The organism is Streptomyces sp. NBC_01235 (assembly GCF_035989285.1).
In the GTDB taxonomy this organism is placed as follows: domain Bacteria; phylum Actinomycetota; class Actinomycetes; order Streptomycetales; family Streptomycetaceae; genus Streptomyces.
In genome coordinates this window covers 5,389,816-5,409,174 of the sequence record NZ_CP108513.1, presented here as the reverse complement: position 1 = coordinate 5,409,174, position 19,359 = coordinate 5,389,816, and the positions used below count along the sequence as shown (strand labels likewise).

At 71.1% G+C, this 19,359-nt stretch carries 19 protein-coding genes and 1 pseudogene; 13 read left to right on the top strand and 7 right to left on the bottom strand.

The genetic code is table 11. The annotated features are described in order from the left end of the window. The first annotated feature begins 72 nt into the window (after positions 1-72). Positions 73-1,314, top strand: a complete 1,242-nt coding sequence (locus tag OG289_RS23935; RefSeq protein ID WP_327316092.1) for a GNAT family N-acetyltransferase — start codon at positions 73-75, stop codon at positions 1,312-1,314. Positions 1,315-1,643: 329 nt separating this feature from the next. Continuing rightward, on the top strand, positions 1,644-2,564 hold the full coding sequence (locus OG289_RS23930) for a GntR family transcriptional regulator (protein ID WP_327316091.1): 921 nt from the start codon (positions 1,644-1,646) through the stop codon (positions 2,562-2,564). Here OG289_RS23930 and OG289_RS23925 read toward each other — a convergent pair. Continuing rightward, positions 2,554-2,748: a hypothetical protein gene (locus OG289_RS23925; protein ID WP_327316090.1), complete on the bottom strand. Its 195-nt coding sequence runs from the start codon at positions 2,746-2,748 to the stop codon at positions 2,554-2,556. The two genes, OG289_RS23930 and OG289_RS23925, sit on opposite strands and share 11 nt — an antisense overlap. Positions 2,749-2,902: 154 nt before the next feature. On the opposite strand from OG289_RS23925, the gene OG289_RS23920 reads away from it, so the two are divergent. Then, on the top strand, positions 2,903-3,781 hold the full coding sequence (locus tag OG289_RS23920) for a GntR family transcriptional regulator (protein WP_327316089.1): 879 nt from the start codon (positions 2,903-2,905) through the stop codon (positions 3,779-3,781). After that, entirely contained in the window at positions 3,781-4,527 is a 747-nt protein-coding gene (locus OG289_RS23915; protein ID WP_442818946.1) for an HAD family hydrolase, read from the top strand. Before OG289_RS23920 ends, OG289_RS23915 begins: the two co-directional genes overlap by 1 nt. Here OG289_RS23915 and OG289_RS23910 read toward each other — a convergent pair. Beyond that, complete coding sequence (locus OG289_RS23910; RefSeq protein WP_327316087.1) at positions 4,514-4,699, bottom strand: hypothetical protein; 186 nt, start codon at positions 4,697-4,699, stop codon at positions 4,514-4,516. The genes OG289_RS23915 and OG289_RS23910 overlap by 14 nt on opposite strands. Positions 4,700-4,868: 169 nt before the next feature. On the opposite strand from OG289_RS23910, the gene OG289_RS23905 reads away from it, so the two are divergent. From OG289_RS23905 to OG289_RS23890, 4 genes and pseudogenes are all read left to right on the top strand, one after another. Continuing rightward, positions 4,869-5,741 (top strand): winged helix-turn-helix domain-containing protein, encoded by an 873-nt coding sequence (locus OG289_RS23905; RefSeq protein WP_327316086.1) that lies wholly within the window; start codon positions 4,869-4,871, stop codon positions 5,739-5,741. 298 nt (positions 5,742-6,039) lie between these two features. After that, positions 6,040-8,133 carry an aminoglycoside phosphotransferase family protein gene (locus OG289_RS23900; protein WP_327320782.1) on the top strand — a complete coding sequence of 698 codons (2,094 nt, stop codon included), beginning with the start codon at positions 6,040-6,042 and terminating at the stop codon, positions 8,131-8,133. 291 nt (positions 8,134-8,424) lie between these two features. Then, on the top strand, positions 8,425-8,967 hold the full coding sequence (locus OG289_RS23895) for a GNAT family N-acetyltransferase (RefSeq protein WP_327316085.1): 543 nt from the start codon (positions 8,425-8,427) through the stop codon (positions 8,965-8,967). A 12-nt stretch (positions 8,968-8,979) separates the two neighbouring features. After that, positions 8,980-9,135, top strand: a pseudogene (locus OG289_RS23890) (RNA-guided endonuclease TnpB family protein); the annotation flags it as partial. 30 nt (positions 9,136-9,165) lie between these two features. Here OG289_RS23890 and OG289_RS23885 read toward each other — a convergent pair. From OG289_RS23885 to OG289_RS23875, 3 genes are all read right to left on the bottom strand, one after another. Then, positions 9,166-9,645, bottom strand: a complete 480-nt coding sequence (locus OG289_RS23885; RefSeq protein WP_327316084.1) for an HAD domain-containing protein — start codon at positions 9,643-9,645, stop codon at positions 9,166-9,168. Between the two features lie 40 nt (positions 9,646-9,685). Continuing rightward, entirely contained in the window at positions 9,686-11,860 is a 2,175-nt protein-coding gene (locus OG289_RS23880; RefSeq protein ID WP_327316083.1) for a HelD family protein, read from the bottom strand. 65 nt (positions 11,861-11,925) lie between these two features. Beyond that, on the bottom strand, positions 11,926-12,567 hold the full coding sequence (locus tag OG289_RS23875) for a TetR/AcrR family transcriptional regulator (protein ID WP_327316082.1): 642 nt from the start codon (positions 12,565-12,567) through the stop codon (positions 11,926-11,928). A gap of 107 nt (positions 12,568-12,674) precedes the next feature. Between OG289_RS23875 and OG289_RS23870 the strand changes: the two genes are divergently transcribed. Both OG289_RS23870 and OG289_RS23865 read left to right on the top strand, forming a co-directional pair. Beyond that, positions 12,675-13,907 carry a zinc-binding dehydrogenase gene (locus tag OG289_RS23870; RefSeq protein ID WP_327316081.1) on the top strand — a complete coding sequence of 411 codons (1,233 nt, stop codon included), beginning with the start codon at positions 12,675-12,677 and terminating at the stop codon, positions 13,905-13,907. Between the two features lie 392 nt (positions 13,908-14,299). After that, positions 14,300-15,097 (top strand): maleylpyruvate isomerase family mycothiol-dependent enzyme, encoded by a 798-nt coding sequence (locus OG289_RS23865; RefSeq protein ID WP_327316080.1) that lies wholly within the window; start codon positions 14,300-14,302, stop codon positions 15,095-15,097. Here the strand turns inward: OG289_RS23865 and OG289_RS23860 are convergent. Beyond that, entirely contained in the window at positions 15,073-15,645 is a 573-nt protein-coding gene (locus OG289_RS23860) for an ATP-binding protein (RefSeq protein WP_327316079.1), read from the bottom strand. The genes OG289_RS23865 and OG289_RS23860 overlap by 25 nt on opposite strands. Positions 15,646-15,826: 181 nt before the next feature. Between OG289_RS23860 and OG289_RS23855 the strand changes: the two genes are divergently transcribed. The 3 genes from OG289_RS23855 to OG289_RS23845 all read left to right on the top strand — a co-directional run bounded on the left by OG289_RS23855 (position 15,827) and on the right by OG289_RS23845 (position 17,588). After that, positions 15,827-16,246 (top strand): helix-turn-helix domain-containing protein, encoded by a 420-nt coding sequence (locus OG289_RS23855; RefSeq protein WP_327316078.1) that lies wholly within the window; start codon positions 15,827-15,829, stop codon positions 16,244-16,246. A gap of 140 nt (positions 16,247-16,386) precedes the next feature. Beyond that, positions 16,387-17,052: a hypothetical protein gene (locus tag OG289_RS23850; RefSeq protein ID WP_327316077.1), complete on the top strand. Its 666-nt coding sequence runs from the start codon at positions 16,387-16,389 to the stop codon at positions 17,050-17,052. Positions 17,053-17,249: 197 nt separating this feature from the next. Next, positions 17,250-17,588 carry a DUF2516 family protein gene (locus tag OG289_RS23845; protein ID WP_442818945.1) on the top strand — a complete coding sequence of 113 codons (339 nt, stop codon included), beginning with the start codon at positions 17,250-17,252 and terminating at the stop codon, positions 17,586-17,588. 85 nt (positions 17,589-17,673) lie between these two features. Here the strand turns inward: OG289_RS23845 and OG289_RS23840 are convergent, their stop codons facing one another. Then, positions 17,674-19,158 (bottom strand): PP2C family protein-serine/threonine phosphatase, encoded by a 1,485-nt coding sequence (locus tag OG289_RS23840; protein WP_327316076.1) that lies wholly within the window; start codon positions 19,156-19,158, stop codon positions 17,674-17,676. Positions 19,159-19,359 lie beyond the last annotated feature (201 nt).

Here is a 19,359-nt window from a genome sequence, read left to right as displayed (position 1 = left end):
GGCAGGGCGGTCACGGCGGCGGGGGCGGAAAAATCCCCGCACACTCACTCCCCACCTGCTTACCGTGGCCCCATGACCGACGTACGCCCGATCACCGACGCCGAGCTCCCCGACTGGATACGCGCCCTCAACACGGGCTTCCTGCGCCCGCCCACCGTCACCGACCAGGCGGTCGCCGACCGCCGCACCGCCACCGCGGACTCCCGCACCTCGGGCGCCTTCGACGCGGGCAGGTGCGTGGCGACGTTCCGCTCTTTCCCCCAGGAGCTCACGGCGGTGGGCGGCACCCCTGTCCCCGCCGACGCCATCTCCAACGTCTCCGTCGTCGCCACCCACCGCCGCCGCGGCCTCCTCACCCGTCTGATGAGCGAGGACCTGACGGCCGCGAAGGAACGCGGGGACGTCGTCGCCACCCTGATCGCCGCCGAGTACCGGATCTACGGGCGGTACGGCTTCGGCCCGGCCACCACGATGACCGAGTGGACGATCGACGTGCCGCGGGCCGGCCTCGACCCGCGCCGGCCGGTCCCGGCGGACGGCGGCCGTATCGACCTCGCCGACGGTGAGGAGGTCCGCAAGATCGGCCCCGAGCTGCACGAGCGGCTGCGCCTCGCCCAGCCCGGCGCGGTCAGCCGGGACGAGCACTGGTGGGCGGCGAACACCGGGCTGCTGCGGCTGTACGACAGCTCCTGGACCGAGCCGTTCTACGCGGTGTACCGCTCGGCGGACGGCGCGGTGGAGGGCCTGGTCTCGTACGAGGCGGACGACAAGTGGAGCGACGCCAAGCAGCCGCTGAACACGGCGTCCGTGAACTGGCTGATCGCGGTGACCCCGGCCGCGGAGCGCGCCCTGTGGCACTACCTGTGCTCCATCGACTGGATCACGCGGGTGAAGACCGGCTGGCGTGCCCCCGACGACCTGGTTCCCCTCTATCTGCCGGACCCGCGCGCGGCGCGCATCACCACGCAGGCGGACTGGCTGTGGGTGCGCGTCCTGGACGTCGTACGGGCTCTTCAGGCGCGTACGTACGGCGCGGCGGGCACGTTGGTCCTGGAGGTGGTGGACCGGGCCGGGCCGGCCGGAGGCCGCTTCCTGCTGGACGCGACCCCCGACGGCGCCTCCTGTACGCCGACCACCCGCGGTGCCGACCTCACCCTGGACGTCGCCGAGCTGGCGACGCTGTGGCTGGGCGACGAGTCGGCGGAGCGGCTGGCGGCGCTGGGCCGGCTCCGGGAAGAACGAGCGGGCGCCGCCCGAGAGGCCGACGCCCTGCTGCGTACGTCCGGGCGTCCTTGGTGCCCGGACATGTTCTGACGGCTCCTTTCGGCCGAGCGGGAGGGTCTGTGTATCCGTGAATCCGTAGCTGTTCAGTTGTGGCTGTGCGGTTCGGATCCGTCGATTCGGATCCGTCTGTTCAGTTGTGGCTGTGCGGATGATGTTCAGTTGTGGCTGTACGTCGGTGCCGACTGCTCGGGCTCCCGGCTCCCCTCCGGAAGGGAGCCCGACCGGCCAACCGTCTGGAAGTTTGACCATGTTGTTGAAGTTGGCTGCCAACTTCACTGTACTTATGTCCGTTTGGAAGCGTCCTATAACCATCTCTCTTTGAACTGCCCAAAGATGGCGGGAAGTTGTACTGTGCGGACGTGGAGCCGGAAAATGCCTCCGTCACTGCGCGGAGGGGGGCGGAGCGGCCGCAGCGGTCACACCGCGAGGTGGCCGACGAGCTGCGCACCCGGATCAGAACCGGGGTGCTGCGGCCGGGCCAGCGCATGCCCACGCAGGCCAAGCTGGCGGACGAGTTCGGCGTCGAGCGGGGTGCCGTACGCCAGGCGCTTCGCATTCTGCAGTCGGAACAGCTCCTCACCAACGTCTCGAAGGGAAGCCCGGCGACGGTCGCCGCGCGGCCGGGCGCGGCCGGCCCCCCGGTGATCCCCCCGGCGGGGCCCGGGGCGGCGCCGCAGCCCGCGATGGTCGGGCTTCCGCCCCGCATCACCGAGGCCTTCGCGGCCGAGCATGTCGAGGTCGACGCCCTGTGCCTGACGGCGGTCTCGCTGACCGCCGCGCTCGGCGAACCCCTGCGTCAGATCCACGCGGGGCAACTGAAACCGGCCAAGATCGACGTCCGTGTCCTGCTGCCGTCCCGGGACATCGACCTCGCCTTCCCGGCGCCGGTGGACACCTCGGCCACCGGGCGGCTGCAACGCCGCTGGCTGGCCCATCGCAACGCCCAGGGCCAGGTGCTGCGGCACAACCTGCTCACCCTGCGCTCCACGCACGGCATCAATGTGCACGTCACCTTCCGCGCGCTGCCCTTCACCCCGCCCGTCAAGCTGTATCTCCTCAACGGGACGGAAGCGCTGTTCGCCTACTACACGGTCAAGCGGGGCGAGCAGACGATCGACCAGGAGCACCTGGAGATGTACGACGCCGAGGGCACGCGGTCGGTGCTGTTCGCCTTTGAACTGGGCGCCGGGCCGCGTGACACGACGTTCGTGCAGCAGTCGCGCCTGTGGTTCAACGCGCTGTGGGAGACGATCAGTTCGGAGCTGGTGCTCACGAGCTGACGGCGGGCCCGGTGGCGAGGAGGGCGAGGATCACGGCGCCGACGGAGCTGATCAGGGGGCTCTTGGCCTTGATGCCGACGCTGAGCAGGAGCAGACCGACGGCGCCGACGGTGCCGTACTTCCACTGGATGGTCTGCTCGACGCCGACGACGAAGGCGGCGCAGAGGAGGACGAGCACAGGCATGGTGGTTCCCCCCTTCGGAGGGTGGGATGGGGAGGCAAACCTTCCGCCAACTTGCTCAAGTTGGCAACCAACTGCAACTATGTTGTCCCCACTTGGTGGCAACTGTTAAACAACTTTCAAACAACTCCCGTCAGATGGATGGAAGTTGTAGCGTTTGGTCGTGACCCAGGAGAACGTGGCAGTGAACGGCAGCAGAAGGCTTTCGCCCCAGCAGATCGCCGATGTCCTGCGCGAACGCATCCGCGAAGGGGATCTCAAGGCCGGTGACCGCCTGCCCACCCAGGCCGAGCTCGCCGACGAGTTCGGGGTGGAGCGCGGCGCCGTACGCCAGGCCCTGCGGGTACTGCAGGACGACGGTCTCCTCACCAACGTGAGCAAGGGCAGCCCGCCCCGGATCGCGCAGCCGCCGGCCCCGGGCCGTGACGAGCCCCAGCCCACGATGGTCAGCCTGGCCCCCCGGCTGACCGCGGCCTTCTCCGCACCGCACGTCCGCGTCGACGCGGCCTGTCTCACCGCCGAGAGCCTGCTCCTGGCCCTGAGCGAGCCCCTGCGCCTGGTCCATGGAGGCGAGGCCCGCCCCCGGAGGATCGACGTCCGCATCCTGCTGCCGTCCCGGAACATCACCCTCGCCTTCCCGGTCCCGGTCGACGGCCGCGGCGAGGACGACCCCGTGCACCAGCGCTGGCTGTCGATGCGCAACGCCCAGGGACAGGTGCTGCGCCACAACCTCCAGACCCTGCGCTCGCACGGCATCGAGGTCAGCATCACCTTCCGCGCGCTGCCGTTCACCCCGCCGATGAAGCTGTACCTCCTCAACGGCCAGGAGGCGCTGATCGCGTACTACACGATCGCGCGCCGGGAGGAGGCCACCGAGACCGGAACCCTCGACATGTACGACGTGCTGGGCACCGAGTCCCTCCTCTTCTCCTTCGAGAAGGCGGCCGGTCAGCGCGACGCCGCGTTCGTGGAGGAATCCCAGAAGTGGTTCGACGCCCTCTGGGAAACCATCACGACGGACCTGACACTCTCCTAGTGACTTCTGATACGCAGCAGACTCAACAGGTGCCCCCCGCCACCGAGGCCGAGGCGGCGGATCTGCGGGAAGTGATCAGGCGGGCGCGGGTCGTCCTGTGGGACTTCGACGGGCCGATCTGCCGCCTCTTCGCCGGTCACTCGGCGGAAGGGGTGGCGGAGGGACTGGTGAAGTGGCTCGAAGGGCGGGGCCTGCACGGCCTGCTGACGGAGTCCGAGCGGGAGTCGCTGGACCCGCACGTCGTGCTGCGCGCCGTGGACCGCCGGCACCAGGGCAGCGACCTGGTCACGGAGCTGGAGGAACGTCTCACCCAGGAGGAACTGAGGGCCACCTCCACGGCGATGCCCACGGCCTACGCCGACCCCCTGATACGCACGCTGACAGCCCATGGCCGGCGCCTGGCGATCACCACGAACAACTCGCCCCGCGTGGTCGACACCTACCTCGACTCCCGCGGCCTCACCTCCTGCTTCGCCCCCCACGTCTACGGCCGCACGCAGCAGCTGCGCCATCTCAAGCCCCACCCGCACTGCCTGAACCGCGCCCTGCGCGCCATGGGCTCGGCGCCCGGCACCGCCCTGATGATCGGCGACACCCCCTCGGACTTCCTGGCCGCCCGGGAAGCGGGTGTTCCGTTCCTGGGCTACGCGCGTAACGAGCGCAAGGAGAAGGTGCTCAGGGGCGCGGGCGCGACGCGGGTCGTGAACTCGCTGGAGCTGGTGCTGAATTCGGTCAGACAGCTTTGAGCAGCAGGGCCACCAGTACGACGGCTGCCCCGACGGCGAGCACGTCGTGCCGGGCCCGTACGCCCACGGCCACGGTGAACAGCAGCATCATGCCCACCGCCCCCAGCTTGGCCTGCACCGTCAACCCCGCGAAGAACGCGAGGAGTTCCCAGAGTGCCGATAACAGGAGCACGACCTTCCACCTCCCTGCCATTCTCAGTGAAGCTTGCAAGTCCCGGTCCAATTGGACTGGTTGACTTGAACTGGGTTTCCCCGGACTGATTGATCCTTAATCGGACCGTGTTGTCCGGGACTTGACCGGCATTGGTTTGCCATTGGACGGATGGCGGTACGGTCGCTGTGTGGACGCTCAGCAGAGTGGTGACGGCGGCGGCCGGGAGTTCCACAGGGTCGCCGACGAACTGCGTGCCCGGATGACGGACGGCACGTATCCGCTGCACGCCTTCCTGCCGTCCCAGCGCGATCTGGCCGAGGAGTTCGGGGTCTCCCGGGACACGGTTCAGCGTGTGCTGCGGGAGCTGGTCAACGAGGGCTGGATCGAGTCCCGGCAGGGCAGCGGGTCCCGGGTGGTCAAGACGCAGCGGATCCAGTCGTCCACGCCCAGGGCGACCCGGCAGCGGCACGGGACGACGCTGGGGCCGCTGCTCAGTGAGGCCTTCGAGCAGCCCGAGGTCACCCTGGACGCGTACACGCTGACGTCCGAGTCCCTGGACGCGCACATCCGGCTGCAGGCCGAGCGGATCCTCGGGGGCTCCATCGCGCCGCAGCGCATCGGCCTGCGGATGATCCTGCCCTCCGAGGATCTGCACGTGCCCTATCCGAGGGTCCGGGACGACAAGGACGATCCGCGTCTGCGGGATCGCCTGCACGACATCACCAACCGGCACACGGAATCGCTGCGCGGGGTGCTGAAGGCCCTGAAGACCGAGAAACACGTGGCGTCCGTCGACGTCCAGATCCGGCACGCGCCGCTGACGCCCGCCTTCAAGCTCTACCTTTTCAACAGCGCGGAGGCGCTGCTCGGGCCGTACGAGGTGATCCAGCGGCAGATCGAGCTGGAGTCCGGCGAGGAGATCACCGCCCTCGACGTGCTCGGCCTCGGTGCCACGCTCACCCATCACGTGAAGGACGCGGACCCGAACTCGTCGGGAACCGTCTTCGTCGACACCTGGCAGGCGTGGTTCGACTCCGTGTGGAACCTTCTCGCCGAATAGCCGGTGCGGCTGCGCTAGCATTCCTCAATCGCGCGAGCAATCGCTCCCGTCCATACGTATGAGACGGCGAACCAGCCAGTCTCGAACGGCCTGACGTGGATGAGTGGCACACCACCCATTGGCTCACTTGATCATCGCTCCGGTCGTGCGGCGCCTTTACCGTTTGCCCTAACCAGCCCAGCGCGAGTATCCGGAGCGGCCAGTGGTCGACCACCTTGTTCCCCCTCGTCATCTCGGGGAACGAGCCGCCGAGGACGTGCACAGAGTGCTCCGCGCCTTCGTCAGGGCCGCCGAATCGATGCAGGAATCCAGCGGCCATCACAATCGCAACTATGTGCTGCCGCTGACGGAGGACGTGGCCCGGCTGGTGGGCCGGGAGGCCGGCACCTCGGTGATCGTGCGCATCCGCCGCTCCGACGCGCTGCCCGTGGTGATCAGGACCTGGCAGGACGAGGCGGCGATCCTCGACGCGTTCCACGGTGCCCTGCCGCACGCGCCCGAGTGCCTGTTCAAGACGCCGGACTACGCCATCCACAGCCATGTGGAAGGCGTGCCGCTCTCCACCATCTGCGGAAACGGTAAACCCGTCGACACCCTGCTGATGAAGGCGCTGGCCGGGCTGCTGGCGCAGATGACCCAGGTGCGCCGGGCGGCGCTGCCGGACCTGCCGAGTTCCTGGCCCGCCAACCACAGCGACAGCCAGGCCTTCCTGAAGACCCTGGCCCATCTCGCCGACGAGCAGATCCGCAAGCCCAACTGGCGTGAGTTCGGGGGTCTGTTCAAGGCGCTGGGCATCTCCGACGACGCGCTGCTCCGGCTGGCCGAGCGGGTGCCCGCGATGACCCGGCGGCCCTACAGCCTGCTCCACGCGGACCTGCACAGGGACAACCTGATCGTGTCGTACGACGGGGTCCCGCCGCTCGTCTGCGTCGACTGGGAGCTGGCGAGCTACGGCGACCCTCTGCACGACCTCGCCACCCACCTGGTGCGCATGCAGTACCCGGCCCACCAGTGGGACGAGGTGATCCAGACCTGGGAGGGGGCCATGCGGGAGTTCCGGCCCAGCGCGGTCAAGGGCCTGGCCAAGGACCTCCGCCACTACGTCGACTTCGAGCGGGCGCAGTCCGTCTACCCCGACGTCATGCGGGCCGCCCGGTCCCTGCAGGAGTCGTTCACCGGCAAGAGTCTGGACGAGGCGACGGTGGAGGTGCGCAGGGCGCTGGTCGCGGCGGAGGAGCCGTTGCGGCTGCGGAACGTTCCGGCGAAGGACGAGATCGAGCGGGCGCTGTTCCGGTGGCTGGCGTCGCGCAGCGACAGAGGCAGCAGCGGCTGGCACTGGTTCGCGGAGGCCTTCGCCTGCAAGCCGGACCCGCGTCTTCCCGAGAATCCCCACTTTCCGGCGTCCGCCGTGCGGGACGCCCTGTTGGCGGAGGGCGCCGCCCCGGCGCACCGGGTGTTCAAGGGCACCGCGCATCTCAACTCGGTGGTCCGGGTGCTGGGCATTCCCACCCCCGTGGTGGTGCGGCGCAAACTGCCCAACGTCTCACGGCTCGAGCCGAGTTATCTGAGCGAGCACGCCGTTCTGCGGGCGATCCAGGTGTCCCGTGTGCGGGTGGCGGCGCCCGAGGTCCTGGCGCTGGGCGTGAGCTTCCTGGAGGACGCCTTCAGCATCCACACGTATGTCGGCACCCGCATCGACCAGCCGCCCGTCCACCCGGTGAACGGGCTGCTGCCGCACGAGGCGGACGCACTCGTCGACCAGTTGTGCGAACTGACGCGGGTGAATCATGGGTTGATCGATCCGCAGGCCGGGGACGTCGACTTCTGCGAGTGGCTGAAGGAACAGCTGGTCGGTGTCGTCCGGGTCCTGCCGAAGGAGTCGCTGCAACTGGCCCGCACGCTGGGGCTGCCCGACGAGCGGCGGCTGCGGGAGATCCTGTCCCGGTACCGGGTGAGCCGCCGGTCGCCGGCCCTGCTGCACGGCGACCTCAACCCGTGGAACCTGGTGCGCCGCAACGACGCCCTGGCCCTGACCATCATCGACTGGGAGATGGCCCTGGTCGGCGACCCGCTCTACGACCTGGTCCGGCACATGCACCTGACGCCGACCCGCCCGGAGATCCGGAACCGCATGTTCCGACGGTGGGAGAAGAAGCTGTCGAGGAAGTACACGAGGGACTGGCAGCAGGACTGGAACGTCTACCGCCGGCTCGAGACCATCCGCTCCGCGTACATCGACCTCGACCGCCTGGCGACCGGGGCGAGCCTGGACGCCCCCAACGTCCGCCGGGCCGTCGACTCCTACGCCAACACCCTCGCTGCCGCCACCGCCTCCCTCGGCCTCCCGGTACCGGCCACAGCGAACCCCTACCTCGCCCGCGCCTTGGCCTAGGGCTCCTTGCACCATGCCCGCCCAGGTCGCGCGGCCTGGCACCGCACCTCGCCGAGTTGCCGAAAAGCCCTGGTAGCTCCTCCCCCGCCAAGGGCTCTCCGGCGCCCTGCGATGCACGGCACGCGACCACGCGACCTCATCGGGCACTCATAGTGCAAGGACCCCTTGGGGCCGCTCCGGCGGATCTTCTGGGGCCCGGCGAGTGCCTCCGGGCCCTGGGGGCTCGGGAGGTGCCCATGCGGTTGCCTTATCGGTTTGCCGTCGGCGAACCCGGTCGGATAAGAAGTCTGCATGTTGAGGGGCAGCAAGGTCGGGCTCAGGGCCCGGCACGAGGACGACATCCCGATCCTGCGGGCCGAGCTCTACGACGACGTGGTCAACTCCTCGCGGGCCGAAGGCGGGCCGTGGCGGCCGATCACGCCCGGCTCGAAGGACCCGCGGCTCGTGGTGGACGACAAGGAGCAGGGGCACGTCCCGTTCTCCGTGGTGGAGCTGGAGGGCGGCACGCTGGTCGGCACCGCGACGCTGTGGGGCATCGACAACCACCACCGGTCCGCGCACATCGGCCTTGGACTGCTGCCGTCCTCCCGCGGCAAGGGCTACGGCACCGACGTGGTCGCGGTGCTGTGCCACTACGGTTTCGTCGTGCGCGGCTTGCAGCGGCTGCAGATCGAGACGCTGTCGGACAACGCCGCGATGCTGCGCTCCGCCGAGCGCAACGGCTTCGTCCGCGAGGGCGTGCTGCGCTCCTCGGCCTGGGTGATGGGCGAGTTCCTCGACGAGGTGCTGCTCGGACTCCTCGTCCAGGAATGGAAGCCGGACTCGAAGGGCTAGGGTCCGCCCGGCTGCGGCACGACCCATGGCCGGGACGTGAACGCGGCGAAGAACCTTCTGGCCGCCGGGCCGGCGGTGACAGTCCGCGGAGCCGGTGCAAGACCTCAACGGAGTTCTCCGGGCGGGCAGTCGGCGACGAAGCAGAAGACCCCACGGCGCGAGCCGTAGGAATCCCCCTCGTTCACGAGGGGGAGGAAGTCACCTCCCTGCGATCCACTCCTCCACCACCGCGAAGTCCGCGTCGGTGAGGCCGTGGGCGGGGTGGACGCGGTGCAGGAGGGCGGTGCCGGGGTGGTGGGCGGCCACCCAGGCGCGGTCGGCGTCGGTGATCTCGTCGTCGAGCCAGACGAACGGGCGCCCCGCGGCCAGGGCGACAAGGGGCTGTGTCTTCCAGTGCACACCGCGCCCCGACAGCCCCTCTTCCCCTTCCTCGTCCTGCGGCCACCGCACCACCGGGAGCGCGGGCAGGCCGAGCCACGGCGCGAGGACGGTGTTCGCGTCGTCCAGCCAGGTCGTCGCCCACACCACCTCGCAGCCCAGCGCGAGCAGTCGGGGGCCGAGGGCGGGGTCGAGGCGGGACAGGAGCGGGTGCGCGGGCGACGGTTCTCCGTACTCCGGGTAGGGGCCAGTGCCCCCGAACGGGATCAGCGTTCCGTCGACGTCGAGGAAGAGCAGCATCAACGTCCAGGATGACCCGAGTCGCCCGTGGACGACCCGCTCAAGCAGCCGTTTCCCACGGCAACTCCCGTCCGTGCACCACCTCCAGGCGGGACACCGCGCGCGTGAGCACCACGTAGAGGCGGTTCAGGCCGCGTTGCTCCGACTCCGCGATGGCCGCCGGTTCGACGGCGACGACGTGGTCGTACTCCAGGCCCTTGACGAGGGTCGCGGGGACTGTCGTCACCCGGGCGGCCGGATCGTCCGGGCCGGAACTCGGGATGCCGGCCTCGGTGAGGGCTTCGCGGACGCCGTCGACCTGCGCGTCCGCGGCGATGACACCGACCGAGCCCTCGTCGGCGAGTGCGTCGCGTACGGCGGCGACGACCGCGGCGTGCAGGCCGCGCCCGCCGTCCGCCCGCCGGACGCGCAGCTCGCCGTCCCGGCGCAGGGAGTGTGCGCGGGGCACGTCGGCGTCGAGGCGGTCGAGGAGGCGGCTCGCGAGGGTGAGGACGGCTGCCGGGACCCGGAAGCCCATGGTCAGGGGGACGATCGTCGCATCCGGCTTGCCCAGGTGGGTGAGCTGCACCTGCCAGGAGGTCGCCGCCCAGGGGGTGGTGCCCTGGGCCAGGTCGCCGAGGACGGTGAGCGAGCCGAAAGGGACCCGGCGGGCGACGGCCCGGCACTCCATCGGGGAGAGGTCCTGGGCCTCGTCGACGACGACATGACCGTATCCCCGGGGATGGTCGAGGAGGCCGGCGATCTCGTCGAGGAGGACGAGGTCGGCGGCCGACCAGCGCGCCGACCCGGGCGAGCGGGGCGGGCGCGGCCAGAGCAGGGCCTCTCGCTCGTCGAGGTCGAGCAGGCCGTCCGCGGACCGCGCCAACTCCTGTGGGTCCATGAGGAGTTGAGCCAGCACCTCCTCCGGACGCGCCTTCGGCCAGACGGCGTCCACGCACGCGCTCACCGCCCGCGCCCGTTCGATCCGGCGGGTCCAGGAGCCCGGGCGCGGCCCGCTCCGGCGTTCGGCCCGCTCCTGGATCCGGCGGACGATCCGGCTGCGCACCCGCTCGCGCCCGGTCTCGTACGGCGGCTCCTCGGCGAGCACCCCGGCCACGATCGCCGTCAGTTCGCCGCCCGAGATCCGCCAGCGGTAGGAGCCGTCCGGGAGGGAGAGGTCCTCGGCGCGGTCGGCCGTCACCCGCCCGTACACCGCGCGGCGCAGCGCCTCCGCCATCCGGTCGTCGTGTTTGACGGCGGCGGTCCGGTCGGGGTCCGTTCCGGTCACCGGGTGGCGGGCGATCTCGTCGTGGAGGGTCGACTGCCGTACGCCGGTCTCGCCGAGGGAGGGCAGGACCTCCGCGATGTAGGTGAGAAAGGCGCGGTTGGGGCCGAGGATCAGCAGGCCGCCGCGCTGGATGCGGCGCGGGTGGGTGTAGAGGAGGTAGGCGGCCCGGTGCAGGCCCACGGCGGTCTTGCCGGTGCCGGGAGCGCCCTGCACGCACACCGACTCGGCGAGTTCACCTCGTACGAGGTCGTCCTGCTCGGGCTGGATGGTCGCGGCGATGTCCCGCATGGGGCCGACTCGGGGGCGTTCGATCTCGCGGGCGACGATGCCACCCGGTTCCCCGGACCCGCCCCGGCCGGGCTGCTCGCTCCGGCCGGACTGCTCGCTCCGGCCGGACTGCTCGCTCCGGCCGGGCTGCTCGCTCCCGCCGGACCGCTCACCGCCGCCGAGGCGCTCGTCCTCCAGGCCCGTGAGGTCGGCGGAGTCGCCCCGGCTGCCCGGCGCCCAGCCGAACCGCCGCCGGACGGCCACGCCCTGGGGGTCGCGGGCGCTCGCCTGGTAGAAGGCGCGGGAGACGGGGGCGCGCCAGTCGACGACGAGGGGCGGGGCGGCCGGGTGCTCGCTGATGCGGAGCCGGCCGATGTGGTGGGCGAGCCCTTCGTGCTCGCCGCCCGTGCCGTGCGCGAAGTCCAGCCGGCCGAAGAACAGCGGCCCCTCGGGCAGCTCGTGCAGGGCCTTGGCGTGGCTGCGCAGCCGGTAACCGAGGACTTCGGCGTCGGCGCCGGAGGCGGAGACGTCCTCGCCGGTGACCACCTGGAGGTCGGCGCCCTCGATCATCGCGGTGAGGGCGGCGCGGCAGGTGTCGTGGTGGGCGCGTTCCTGGTGGAGGGCGGTGGCGAGATCCTGCGGGTCCGCGGAGTCCTTCGGGGTGAGTTCGGGTGCCGTCATACGGCGAGGGTAGCGAATAACGTAACCGAGTTACATCTTTTACCGAGTATTGACAGGGGGCGGGGTCAGATCAGCCGCGGCAACCCCGCCCCCAGCGCCGCGAACGCCCGCTCCGCCGCCGCCACCGCGTCCCCCCGGACGTCCTCCACCCGCTCCCCCGCCGAGATCCGCCGCCAGTTCTCCTCGGCGAGGATCCGCCGGACGGCGACGATCTGGCCGGCCGCCAGCCGGGCGTCGAGGGCACTGGGCAGGTCGTCCCCGAGGGCGTCCGTGAGGGCCTCGGCGAGGGTGGCCTCCGAGCGCTCCAGGTAGCCGTACAGGCGGGCGACCAGGGAGGGGGTGCCGTAGACGAGGTCGTAGAAGGCGTGGACGTTCGGGTGGTCGTTGAGGCCGGTGACGGGGTCGTCGGCGGCCAGTCCGTCGAGGAAGTGCCGGCGCAGAGCGGGGAGCGGCGCGACCCCCTCGGCGTGCGCCGCGGTGACGACCCGCGCCGCCTCCTGCTCGTGATCGGCGAGACGGTGCAGGACCAGATCCTCCTTGGCCGGGAAGTACCGGAAGAGGGTCGGCTTGGAGATCTCGGCCGCGGCGGCCACCTCGGCGACGGACACCGCGTCGAAACCACGCTCGATGAAGAGCCGGACGGCGATGTCCGACACGGCCTGGTACATCCGCTGCCTCTTGCGCTCACGCAGCCCGGTCTCACTCATGGGGCGAGCCTACGGCGGCCGGTCGCCGCTTGACCTCAACCGGGGTTGAGGTCGAAGACTCCATGCGCACGCATCCAGTCGGCGGTACACCGTGGTGGAGGTATGTCATGCGAGCGGCACAGGTGAAGGCGTTCGGCGGACCGGAGGTCCTGGGCACGGTGGATCTCCCGGACCCGGTCGCGGGCCCCGGCGAGGTCCTGATCGAGGTCGCCCACGCCGACACGATCTTCGTGGAGACCCAGGTCCGCGCGGGCCGGTTCCGCGCCTACTTCCCCGTCGAGCCGCCCTACGTCCCCGGTGGCGGCGTCTCCGGAACGGTCAGCGAAGTCGGCGCGGGCGTGGATGCCGGGTGGGTGGGCCGCAGGGTGACGTCCTTCGTGAACGGCAGCTACGCCGAGCGCGTCACGGCCCCGGTCACCGCACTGACCCCGGTCCCGGGCGAGCTGGACCTCCGCACGGCCGCGGCCCTGGTCCACGACGGGGTGACGGCGGCCGGACTCCTGGAGCGCACCGCCGTGGCCCCCGGCGACCGTGTCCTGATCCTCGGCGCCTCGGGCGGCATGGGCACCCTGCTGATCCAACTCGCCCGCGCCCGGGGCGCCCGGGTGCTGGCGGCGGCCCGGGGCGCCCAGAAACTGGCGCTGGTACGGGACCTGGGGGCGCATGCGGTGGTGGACGTGTCCGACGCGGGGTGGGTGGAACGGGCGCGGGAGGCGTTGGGGAACCTGGGAGAACCGACGGCGAGCCCCACCGCCACCGAACCCGCCGAGCCCACCGAACCCGCCGGACGCGCCGAGCCCACCGAACCCGCCGAACGCGCCGAGCCCGCCGGGTTCGCCGAACGCGCCGAGCCCGCCGGACGCGCCGGACGCGCCGAGTCCGCCGAGCCCACCGGACGCGCCGAGCCCGCCGAACCCGCCGAACGCGCGGAGCCCGCCGGGTTCGCCGAGCCCGCCAGACGCGCCGGACGCGCCGGACGCGCCGAGTCCGCCGAGTCCGCCGACGTCGTGCTGGACGGCGTCGGCGGTGAACTCGAACTCAGGGCCTTCCCGTTGGTCGCCGACGGAGGGCGTTTCTCCGCCCACGGCGCGCCCTCGGGCGGCTTCGCCGAGGTGGACGGGACGGAGGCGGGGCGCCGGAACGTCACGCTGCTGGGGATCGGGGACGTGCGGTTCGGCGAGGACGAGGTGCGCCGGCTGACGGCATACGTCCTGGAGGAGGCCGCGGCGGGCCGACTGCGGCCGATGGTCGGGGCGGAGTTCCCCCTCACGGAGGCCGCGGCGGCGCACGCGGCGATCGAGGGGCGGGAAGTGGTGGGGAAAGTGGTGCTCAGGGCGTGAGGTGCCGCCGGTCCACGCGGATGACGGCCAGGGCGTCACACTTCCGCCCCCGGACCCCGTCCGGCCCCCGGCCGTCTCTTGGACCTCGTCCGGCCGCCCTCCGCCCCCACGCGCCTATCAGGCGTACTCCTCCCGCCGCGACCGCCGCTACCTGCGATGGCGCCAGATCATCAGAGCCGGAGAGCTGGAGAGCCGGAGAGCCGGAGAGGTGGGAGAGGGTGGCCTCGGCTCCCTCCCCAGCTCTCCAGGGGCGCGTTCGGCGCCCAGCCGGTGCGCGGCCCACACGGGCGAGGGTGTCGGTACGGCGCCGTCCACGCGGAGCGCACAACACCCGCCGCGTCGGCTGTGGAAAACGCTGTCCGGCTGTCGGAACGCGGTGATAGAGAGTCAGTGTGACAACGACACTTGAGTTCGCCGCCCTGCTGCGACTGATCGACGAACGGTCGACCGCCTTCCGCGCCGCGGTCGCCTCCGCGCCCAGCCTCGACGCACAGGTGCCGACCTGCCCCGAGTGGACGCTGTTCGATCTGGTGCAGCACCTGGGCGAGGGGCGCCGCTCCTGGGCAGCCACCGTCGCCGCAGGGCCCGCCGCCGCCAAGTCCGCATCGGAGGGCGCCCCGGCCGCGCCTCGGGAGCGCGAGGCCCTGCTGGCCTGGTTGACCGCATCGACGCAGCAGCTACTGGACGCACTGCGGGAGGCGGGCCCGGATCGCGGTTGCTGGACGTGGTGGGGTACGTCGGAGTCGCCGCAGACGTCCGGTGCCGTCGCTCGGCACCAGCTCCAGGAGATCGCGGTGCACACCTACGACGCCCAGATCACCGTGGGTGCCCCGCAGCCGCTGCCGGACGAGGTGGCACTCGACGGTGTCGACGAGTTCCTGTCCACCTGCTGCGCAACGACGAGTGCCTGGCCGCACAAGCCCGCTGTCGTCGACTTCCACGCCACCGAGGGCCGCTCCTGGCGCCTCTCGGTCTCCGCGGACGGCGCACGGATCACCCGTCTTCCCACGCCCGGCGCCATGCACGCCACCGCTGCCGGCGAGGGCCGGGACGCGGTCGCCGCCTCTGTCCGGGGCACGGCCGGTGAGCTGGTCATGGTCCTGTACGGCCGTATTCCTGTGGACTCCCTGAAGGTCGACGGCGACCGAGGTCTCTTCGACCTGCTTCAGGCCTGGGAGCCGGAGGAGTAGAACGCCGGGTTCCGCGGACCTCGACTCTTGACGGCCTCTGCGATCTGCAGGGCGGCCTGGGCGGGCGTGAGGTGCGTGGTGTCGACGACCTCGGCCTCGCCGTGCAGCCATGTGCGGGCCGCCTCGGCGTAGGGCTCGAGGTATTTGAGGCGGAACGGGGAGGGGCCAAGAAGAGTGTCCCCCTCGATGCGCCCGCGGAGGGTGTCCTGGTCGGCGTGGAGGACGAAGTGCCTTACCGGGATGGCGTGTTGGGCGAGGCCCGTGCTGATCTCGCGCCAGTACTGCTCGACCAGGACGGTCATGGGCATCACCAGAGTGCCGCCGGTGTAGTCGAGTACGCGGCGGGCGGTCTCGACGACGAGCGGCCGCCACGGCGGCCAGTGCTGGAAGTTGTCCGTCCCGGGCCCGGGCAGTCCCGGCGTGATGTCCATGAGTGTCTCGCCGACCTTCTCGGCGTCGAACACCCGTGAATCCGGGATCAGCTTCTGCACGAGTGCACTGGTCGTCGTCTTGCCCGCGCCGTGGGTGCCGTTGAGCCATACGATCATGGGCCCCGACGCTAGCGCTGTGCGGGCCGCGGGAGTGGGCACAGCAGAAATCCGGTACGGCTTCGACGTTTCTCGGGGTGGTGTCGACCGCACACGCACACGCACGAACTCTCACGTGACGCGACACACTATTGCAAGCGTGTGCTTGCAATAGTTAGCGGGGCTGGTGCACAGTGGAGGTATGGCATCGCTCAACGTCGGCAATCTCGGTGAGTACCTGCGCGAGCAGCGGCGCAACGCGCAGCTGTCGCTCCGGCAGCTCGCCGACGCCGCCGGGGTGTCCAATCCGTACCTGAGCCAGATCGAGCGCGGGCTGCGCAAGCCGAGCGCGGAGGTGTTGCAGCAGGTCGCCAAGGCCCTGCGAATCTCCGCGGAGACGCTGTACGTGCGGGCCGGGATCCTCGACGCGGAGCGGGACCGGGACGAGGTGGAGACACGTGCCGCCATACTCGCCGATCCCACACTGACCGAGCAGCAGAAGCAGGTGCTGCTCCAGATCTACGAGTCCTTCCGCAAGGAGAACGGGTTCGTGGACGGCGACGGTGCGGCGGGCGACTCGGAGCAGAAGAGCGACGCCGATCCGCAGCAGACGGCCAGTTGACCGGACCAGGGGACCGGCCGCCCCGCTGCGGACCCGCACGACCCTCAGCCGAAAACGACGTACAGCACGCACAAGACGCAACCGACGCACAAGACGCACGCGACGTACACGACGAACGCGAATCCGGGAGGACCTTTACCATGGCCATCACCGACGACCTGCGCAAGACTTTCAGCGACCCGACTCCGCTCTACTTCGCCGCAGGCACCGCCGACCTGGCTCTCCAGCAGGCGAAGAAGGTGCCGGGTCTGGTGGAGCAGCTGCGCACCGAGGCCCCGGCCCGTTTCGAGGCCGTCCGCAACACCGACCCCAAGGTCGTGCAGGAGAAGGCCGGCGCCCGCGCCAAGGAGGCGACCACCCGTGCCAAGGAGGCGCAGGAGGCCCTCCAGGCCAAGGTCACCGACTTCATCGGCACCCTCGACGGGGACATCAAGAAGCTCGGCAGCACCCTCGACGCCGACCTGAAGAAGCTCGGCGAGTCCGCTCAGGACCTCGCGCTGCGCGGTGTCGGCGTCGCCGCCGAGTACGCCGTCAAGGCCCGCGAGACGTACGAGAAGGTCGCCGAGCACGGCGAGCAGGCCGTGAAGACCTGGCGCGGCGAGGCGGCCGAGGAGATCGAGGAGCTGGCGATCGCGGTCGAGCCGAAGGCCGAGCCCGCGGCCGAGCCGGCCGAGGCCAAGGAGGAGCCGAAGCCCGCTCCGGCCGCGGCCGTGTCCGAGCCCTCATCGGCGAAGAAGACCGCCGCCAAGAAGGCTCCGGCCGCCCGCAAGACCACCGCCAAGAAGACGACTCCGCCGGCCAAGTGAGACCGACGGCCGCGACGGCCGGGGCCGCGGGGACGGACGCGGCGGACAGGAACATACGGTCACGGGCCGGGCACTCATGGGGTGCCCGGCCCGTTGTACGGGTAGCGGGAGCAAGGTTGCGGGTACGGTGACCGCGTAGGGACGAGCAGGTCGAGTCGAGACGAGACGCGTCGAATCGGGTGGTGGGCGTTGTGCTGATGACAGGCTTCGCGGGGCTGGTGTGGGTGCTCTACCTCGCCATGCTGGTCCTCGCCGTGGTGGCACTGGTGATGGCCGCCGTGTTCCGTGATGACGCGTACCGGGCCGCCAACAAGCAGAACAAGGGCTTCTGGCTGATCATCCTCGGCATCGCGGTCGCGGTGAACCTCCTGGTACCGATGCTCTTCCTGCAGCTCGCGGGGCTCGTCGCCACGATCGTCTTCTTCGTGGACGTACGACCCGCCCTCCAGCAGGTGGGCGGTGGCGGCGGCTGGGGCCGCAGGCGCGGCGGAAGCAGCAGCGACGGCCCGTACGGCCCGTACAACGGCGGCCGATAGCCGCCCCGCAGGGGCGGCGGCAGCAGCGGGACCCTGAAACCGCGGGTCTCCGCTCAGTCGGCCCAGCCCGGCCCGGTCGCCGGTGTTACGGAACCCGGTCCAGCAACAGAACGGCCACGTCGTCCGTCAGCTCGCCCCCGTTGAGCTCCCGTACCTCGTTCACCGCGGCCCGCAGCAGCGCCTCCCCGCCCAGCCCCTCGGAGAGCTGGCGGCGGATCATCTCCACCATGCCGTCCTGGCCCAGCCGCTCCCGGCCCTCGCCGATCCGCCCCTCGATCAGGCCGTCGGTGTAGAGCATCAGGCTCCACTCGGCCCCCAGCTCGACCTGCATCCGCGGCCAGCGGGCGCCCGGCAGCAGCCCGAGGGCGGGGCCGTTGTTGTCGTTCGGCAGCAGCTGTGCGGGCCGGCCCGGACGGGCGATCAGCGGTGCCGGGTGGCCGGCCAGGCACAGGCCCGCGCGGCGGCCGTCGGGCGCGATGTCCACCGTGCACAGCGTCGCGAAGATCTCGTCGTCGTCGCGCTCGTGTTCCAGCACCTGCTGGAGCGTGTTGAGCAGCTCGTCCCCGCACAGACCGGCCAGCGTCAGCGCCCGCCAGGCGATGCGCAGCTCCACGCCGAGCGCCGCCTCGTCCGGGCCGTGCCCGCAGACGTCACCGATCATGGCGTGCACGGTGCCGTCCGGGGTGCGGACGGTGTCGTAGAAGTCGCCGCCGAGCAGCGCGCGCGAGCGGCCGGGGCGGTAGCGGGCGGCGAAGCGCAGCGGGGAGCCCTCCAGGAGCGGTGTGGGCAGCAGGCCGCGCTCCAGGCGGGCGTTCTCCTGCGCGCGCAGCTTGCCCTCGGCGAGCCGCCGCTCGGCGGTGTCGGAGCGTTTGCGCTCCACCGCGTACCGGATCGCGCGGCTCAGCAGCCGTCCGTCCAGCTCGTCCTTGAAGAGGTAGTCCTGGGCGCCCACACGCACCGCCTCGGCGCCGCGCTCGGCGTCGCCGGACGCGGTGAGCGCGAGCACGGCGTGCCGGGGCGCGAGACGGAGCACGTGCCGCAGGACGGCGAGCTCGTCGTCGGCCTCGCTCGCCTTGCCGGGCGCGGGCAGCGCGAGGTCCAGCAGGATGCAGTGCACGTCGTCGGTGAGCAGCCGCTCGGCCTCGGTGAGGTTGCGGGCGGTGCGCACCCGGATCGGCTTGCCGTCCGAGTCGTGCAGGTCGTGGACGATCGGCGCGGCCGTGGGATCGTCCTCGATCATCAGCAGGGTGAGGGTGGTGTGGACGGTTCCCGCGGTGGCGGAGGCCCCGAGGGTGGAGGCCCCACTGGTGGAGGTCGCGCCGGTGGAGGGCGTGCTGGTGCTCACGCCGGTGGTGCTCACGCCATGGTGGACGCCGTCGGCGGGCGTGGAGTTGAGCGTGCCGTCGTTCTCGGGTGTCGTCGCCTCGTTGCGAACGGCTTCCTCGTTGCGAACGGCTTCCTCATGGTGAGCGGCTTCTTCCCTGGAGGGGCCGCCGACTGTGGGCGCGACCTGCGCCTGACCGCTCTCCACGGCCGGGATCGCTCTCTGCCGCGGTATGGGTACGGGCATCGTCTGGGTTCCTTCCCTCCCCCCGAGGGCATGGCGGGGACGAGGGACCTCGACCCACCGACGGGGACCATAGCGGCAGAAGGCGCCGCAACGGAATGGTGTGCGACACGCCGCCTGATCTCTGGCCCCTGTCATATGCCGCGTTCCGTATCGCAGTTGGGCAGGGCGGAAACGGGGCAGGAATGACGAACGTCACGTCCG

Bases quoted from the DNA above. Each gene is read 5' to 3' on its own strand.
- OG289_RS23840 (WP_327316076.1), bottom strand. From the start codon at position 19,158: ATGCCCGTACCCATACCGCGGCAGAGAGCGATCCCGGCCGTGGAGAGC.
- OG289_RS23935 (WP_327316092.1), top strand. From the start codon at position 73: ATGACCGACGTACGCCCGATCACCGACGCCGAGCTCCCCGACTGGATA.
- OG289_RS23885 (WP_327316084.1), bottom strand. From the start codon at position 9,645: ATGCTGCTCTTCCTCGACGTCGACGGAACGCTGATCCCGTTCGGGGGC.
- OG289_RS23895 (WP_327316085.1), top strand. From the start codon at position 8,425: ATGTTGAGGGGCAGCAAGGTCGGGCTCAGGGCCCGGCACGAGGACGAC.
- OG289_RS23900 (WP_327320782.1), top strand. From the start codon at position 6,040: ATGCAGGAATCCAGCGGCCATCACAATCGCAACTATGTGCTGCCGCTG.
- OG289_RS23850 (WP_327316077.1), top strand. From the start codon at position 16,387: ATGGCCATCACCGACGACCTGCGCAAGACTTTCAGCGACCCGACTCCG.
- OG289_RS23925 (WP_327316090.1), bottom strand. From the start codon at position 2,748: ATGCCTGTGCTCGTCCTCCTCTGCGCCGCCTTCGTCGTCGGCGTCGAG.
- OG289_RS23875 (WP_327316082.1), bottom strand. From the start codon at position 12,567: ATGAGTGAGACCGGGCTGCGTGAGCGCAAGAGGCAGCGGATGTACCAG.
- OG289_RS23880 (WP_327316083.1), bottom strand. From the start codon at position 11,860: ATGACGGCACCCGAACTCACCCCGAAGGACTCCGCGGACCCGCAGGAT.
- OG289_RS23860 (WP_327316079.1), bottom strand. From the start codon at position 15,645: ATGATCGTATGGCTCAACGGCACCCACGGCGCGGGCAAGACGACGACC.
- OG289_RS23845 (WP_442818945.1), top strand. From the start codon at position 17,250: ATGACAGGCTTCGCGGGGCTGGTGTGGGTGCTCTACCTCGCCATGCTG.
- OG289_RS23855 (WP_327316078.1), top strand. From the start codon at position 15,827: ATGGCATCGCTCAACGTCGGCAATCTCGGTGAGTACCTGCGCGAGCAG.
- OG289_RS23870 (WP_327316081.1), top strand. From the start codon at position 12,675: ATGCGAGCGGCACAGGTGAAGGCGTTCGGCGGACCGGAGGTCCTGGGC.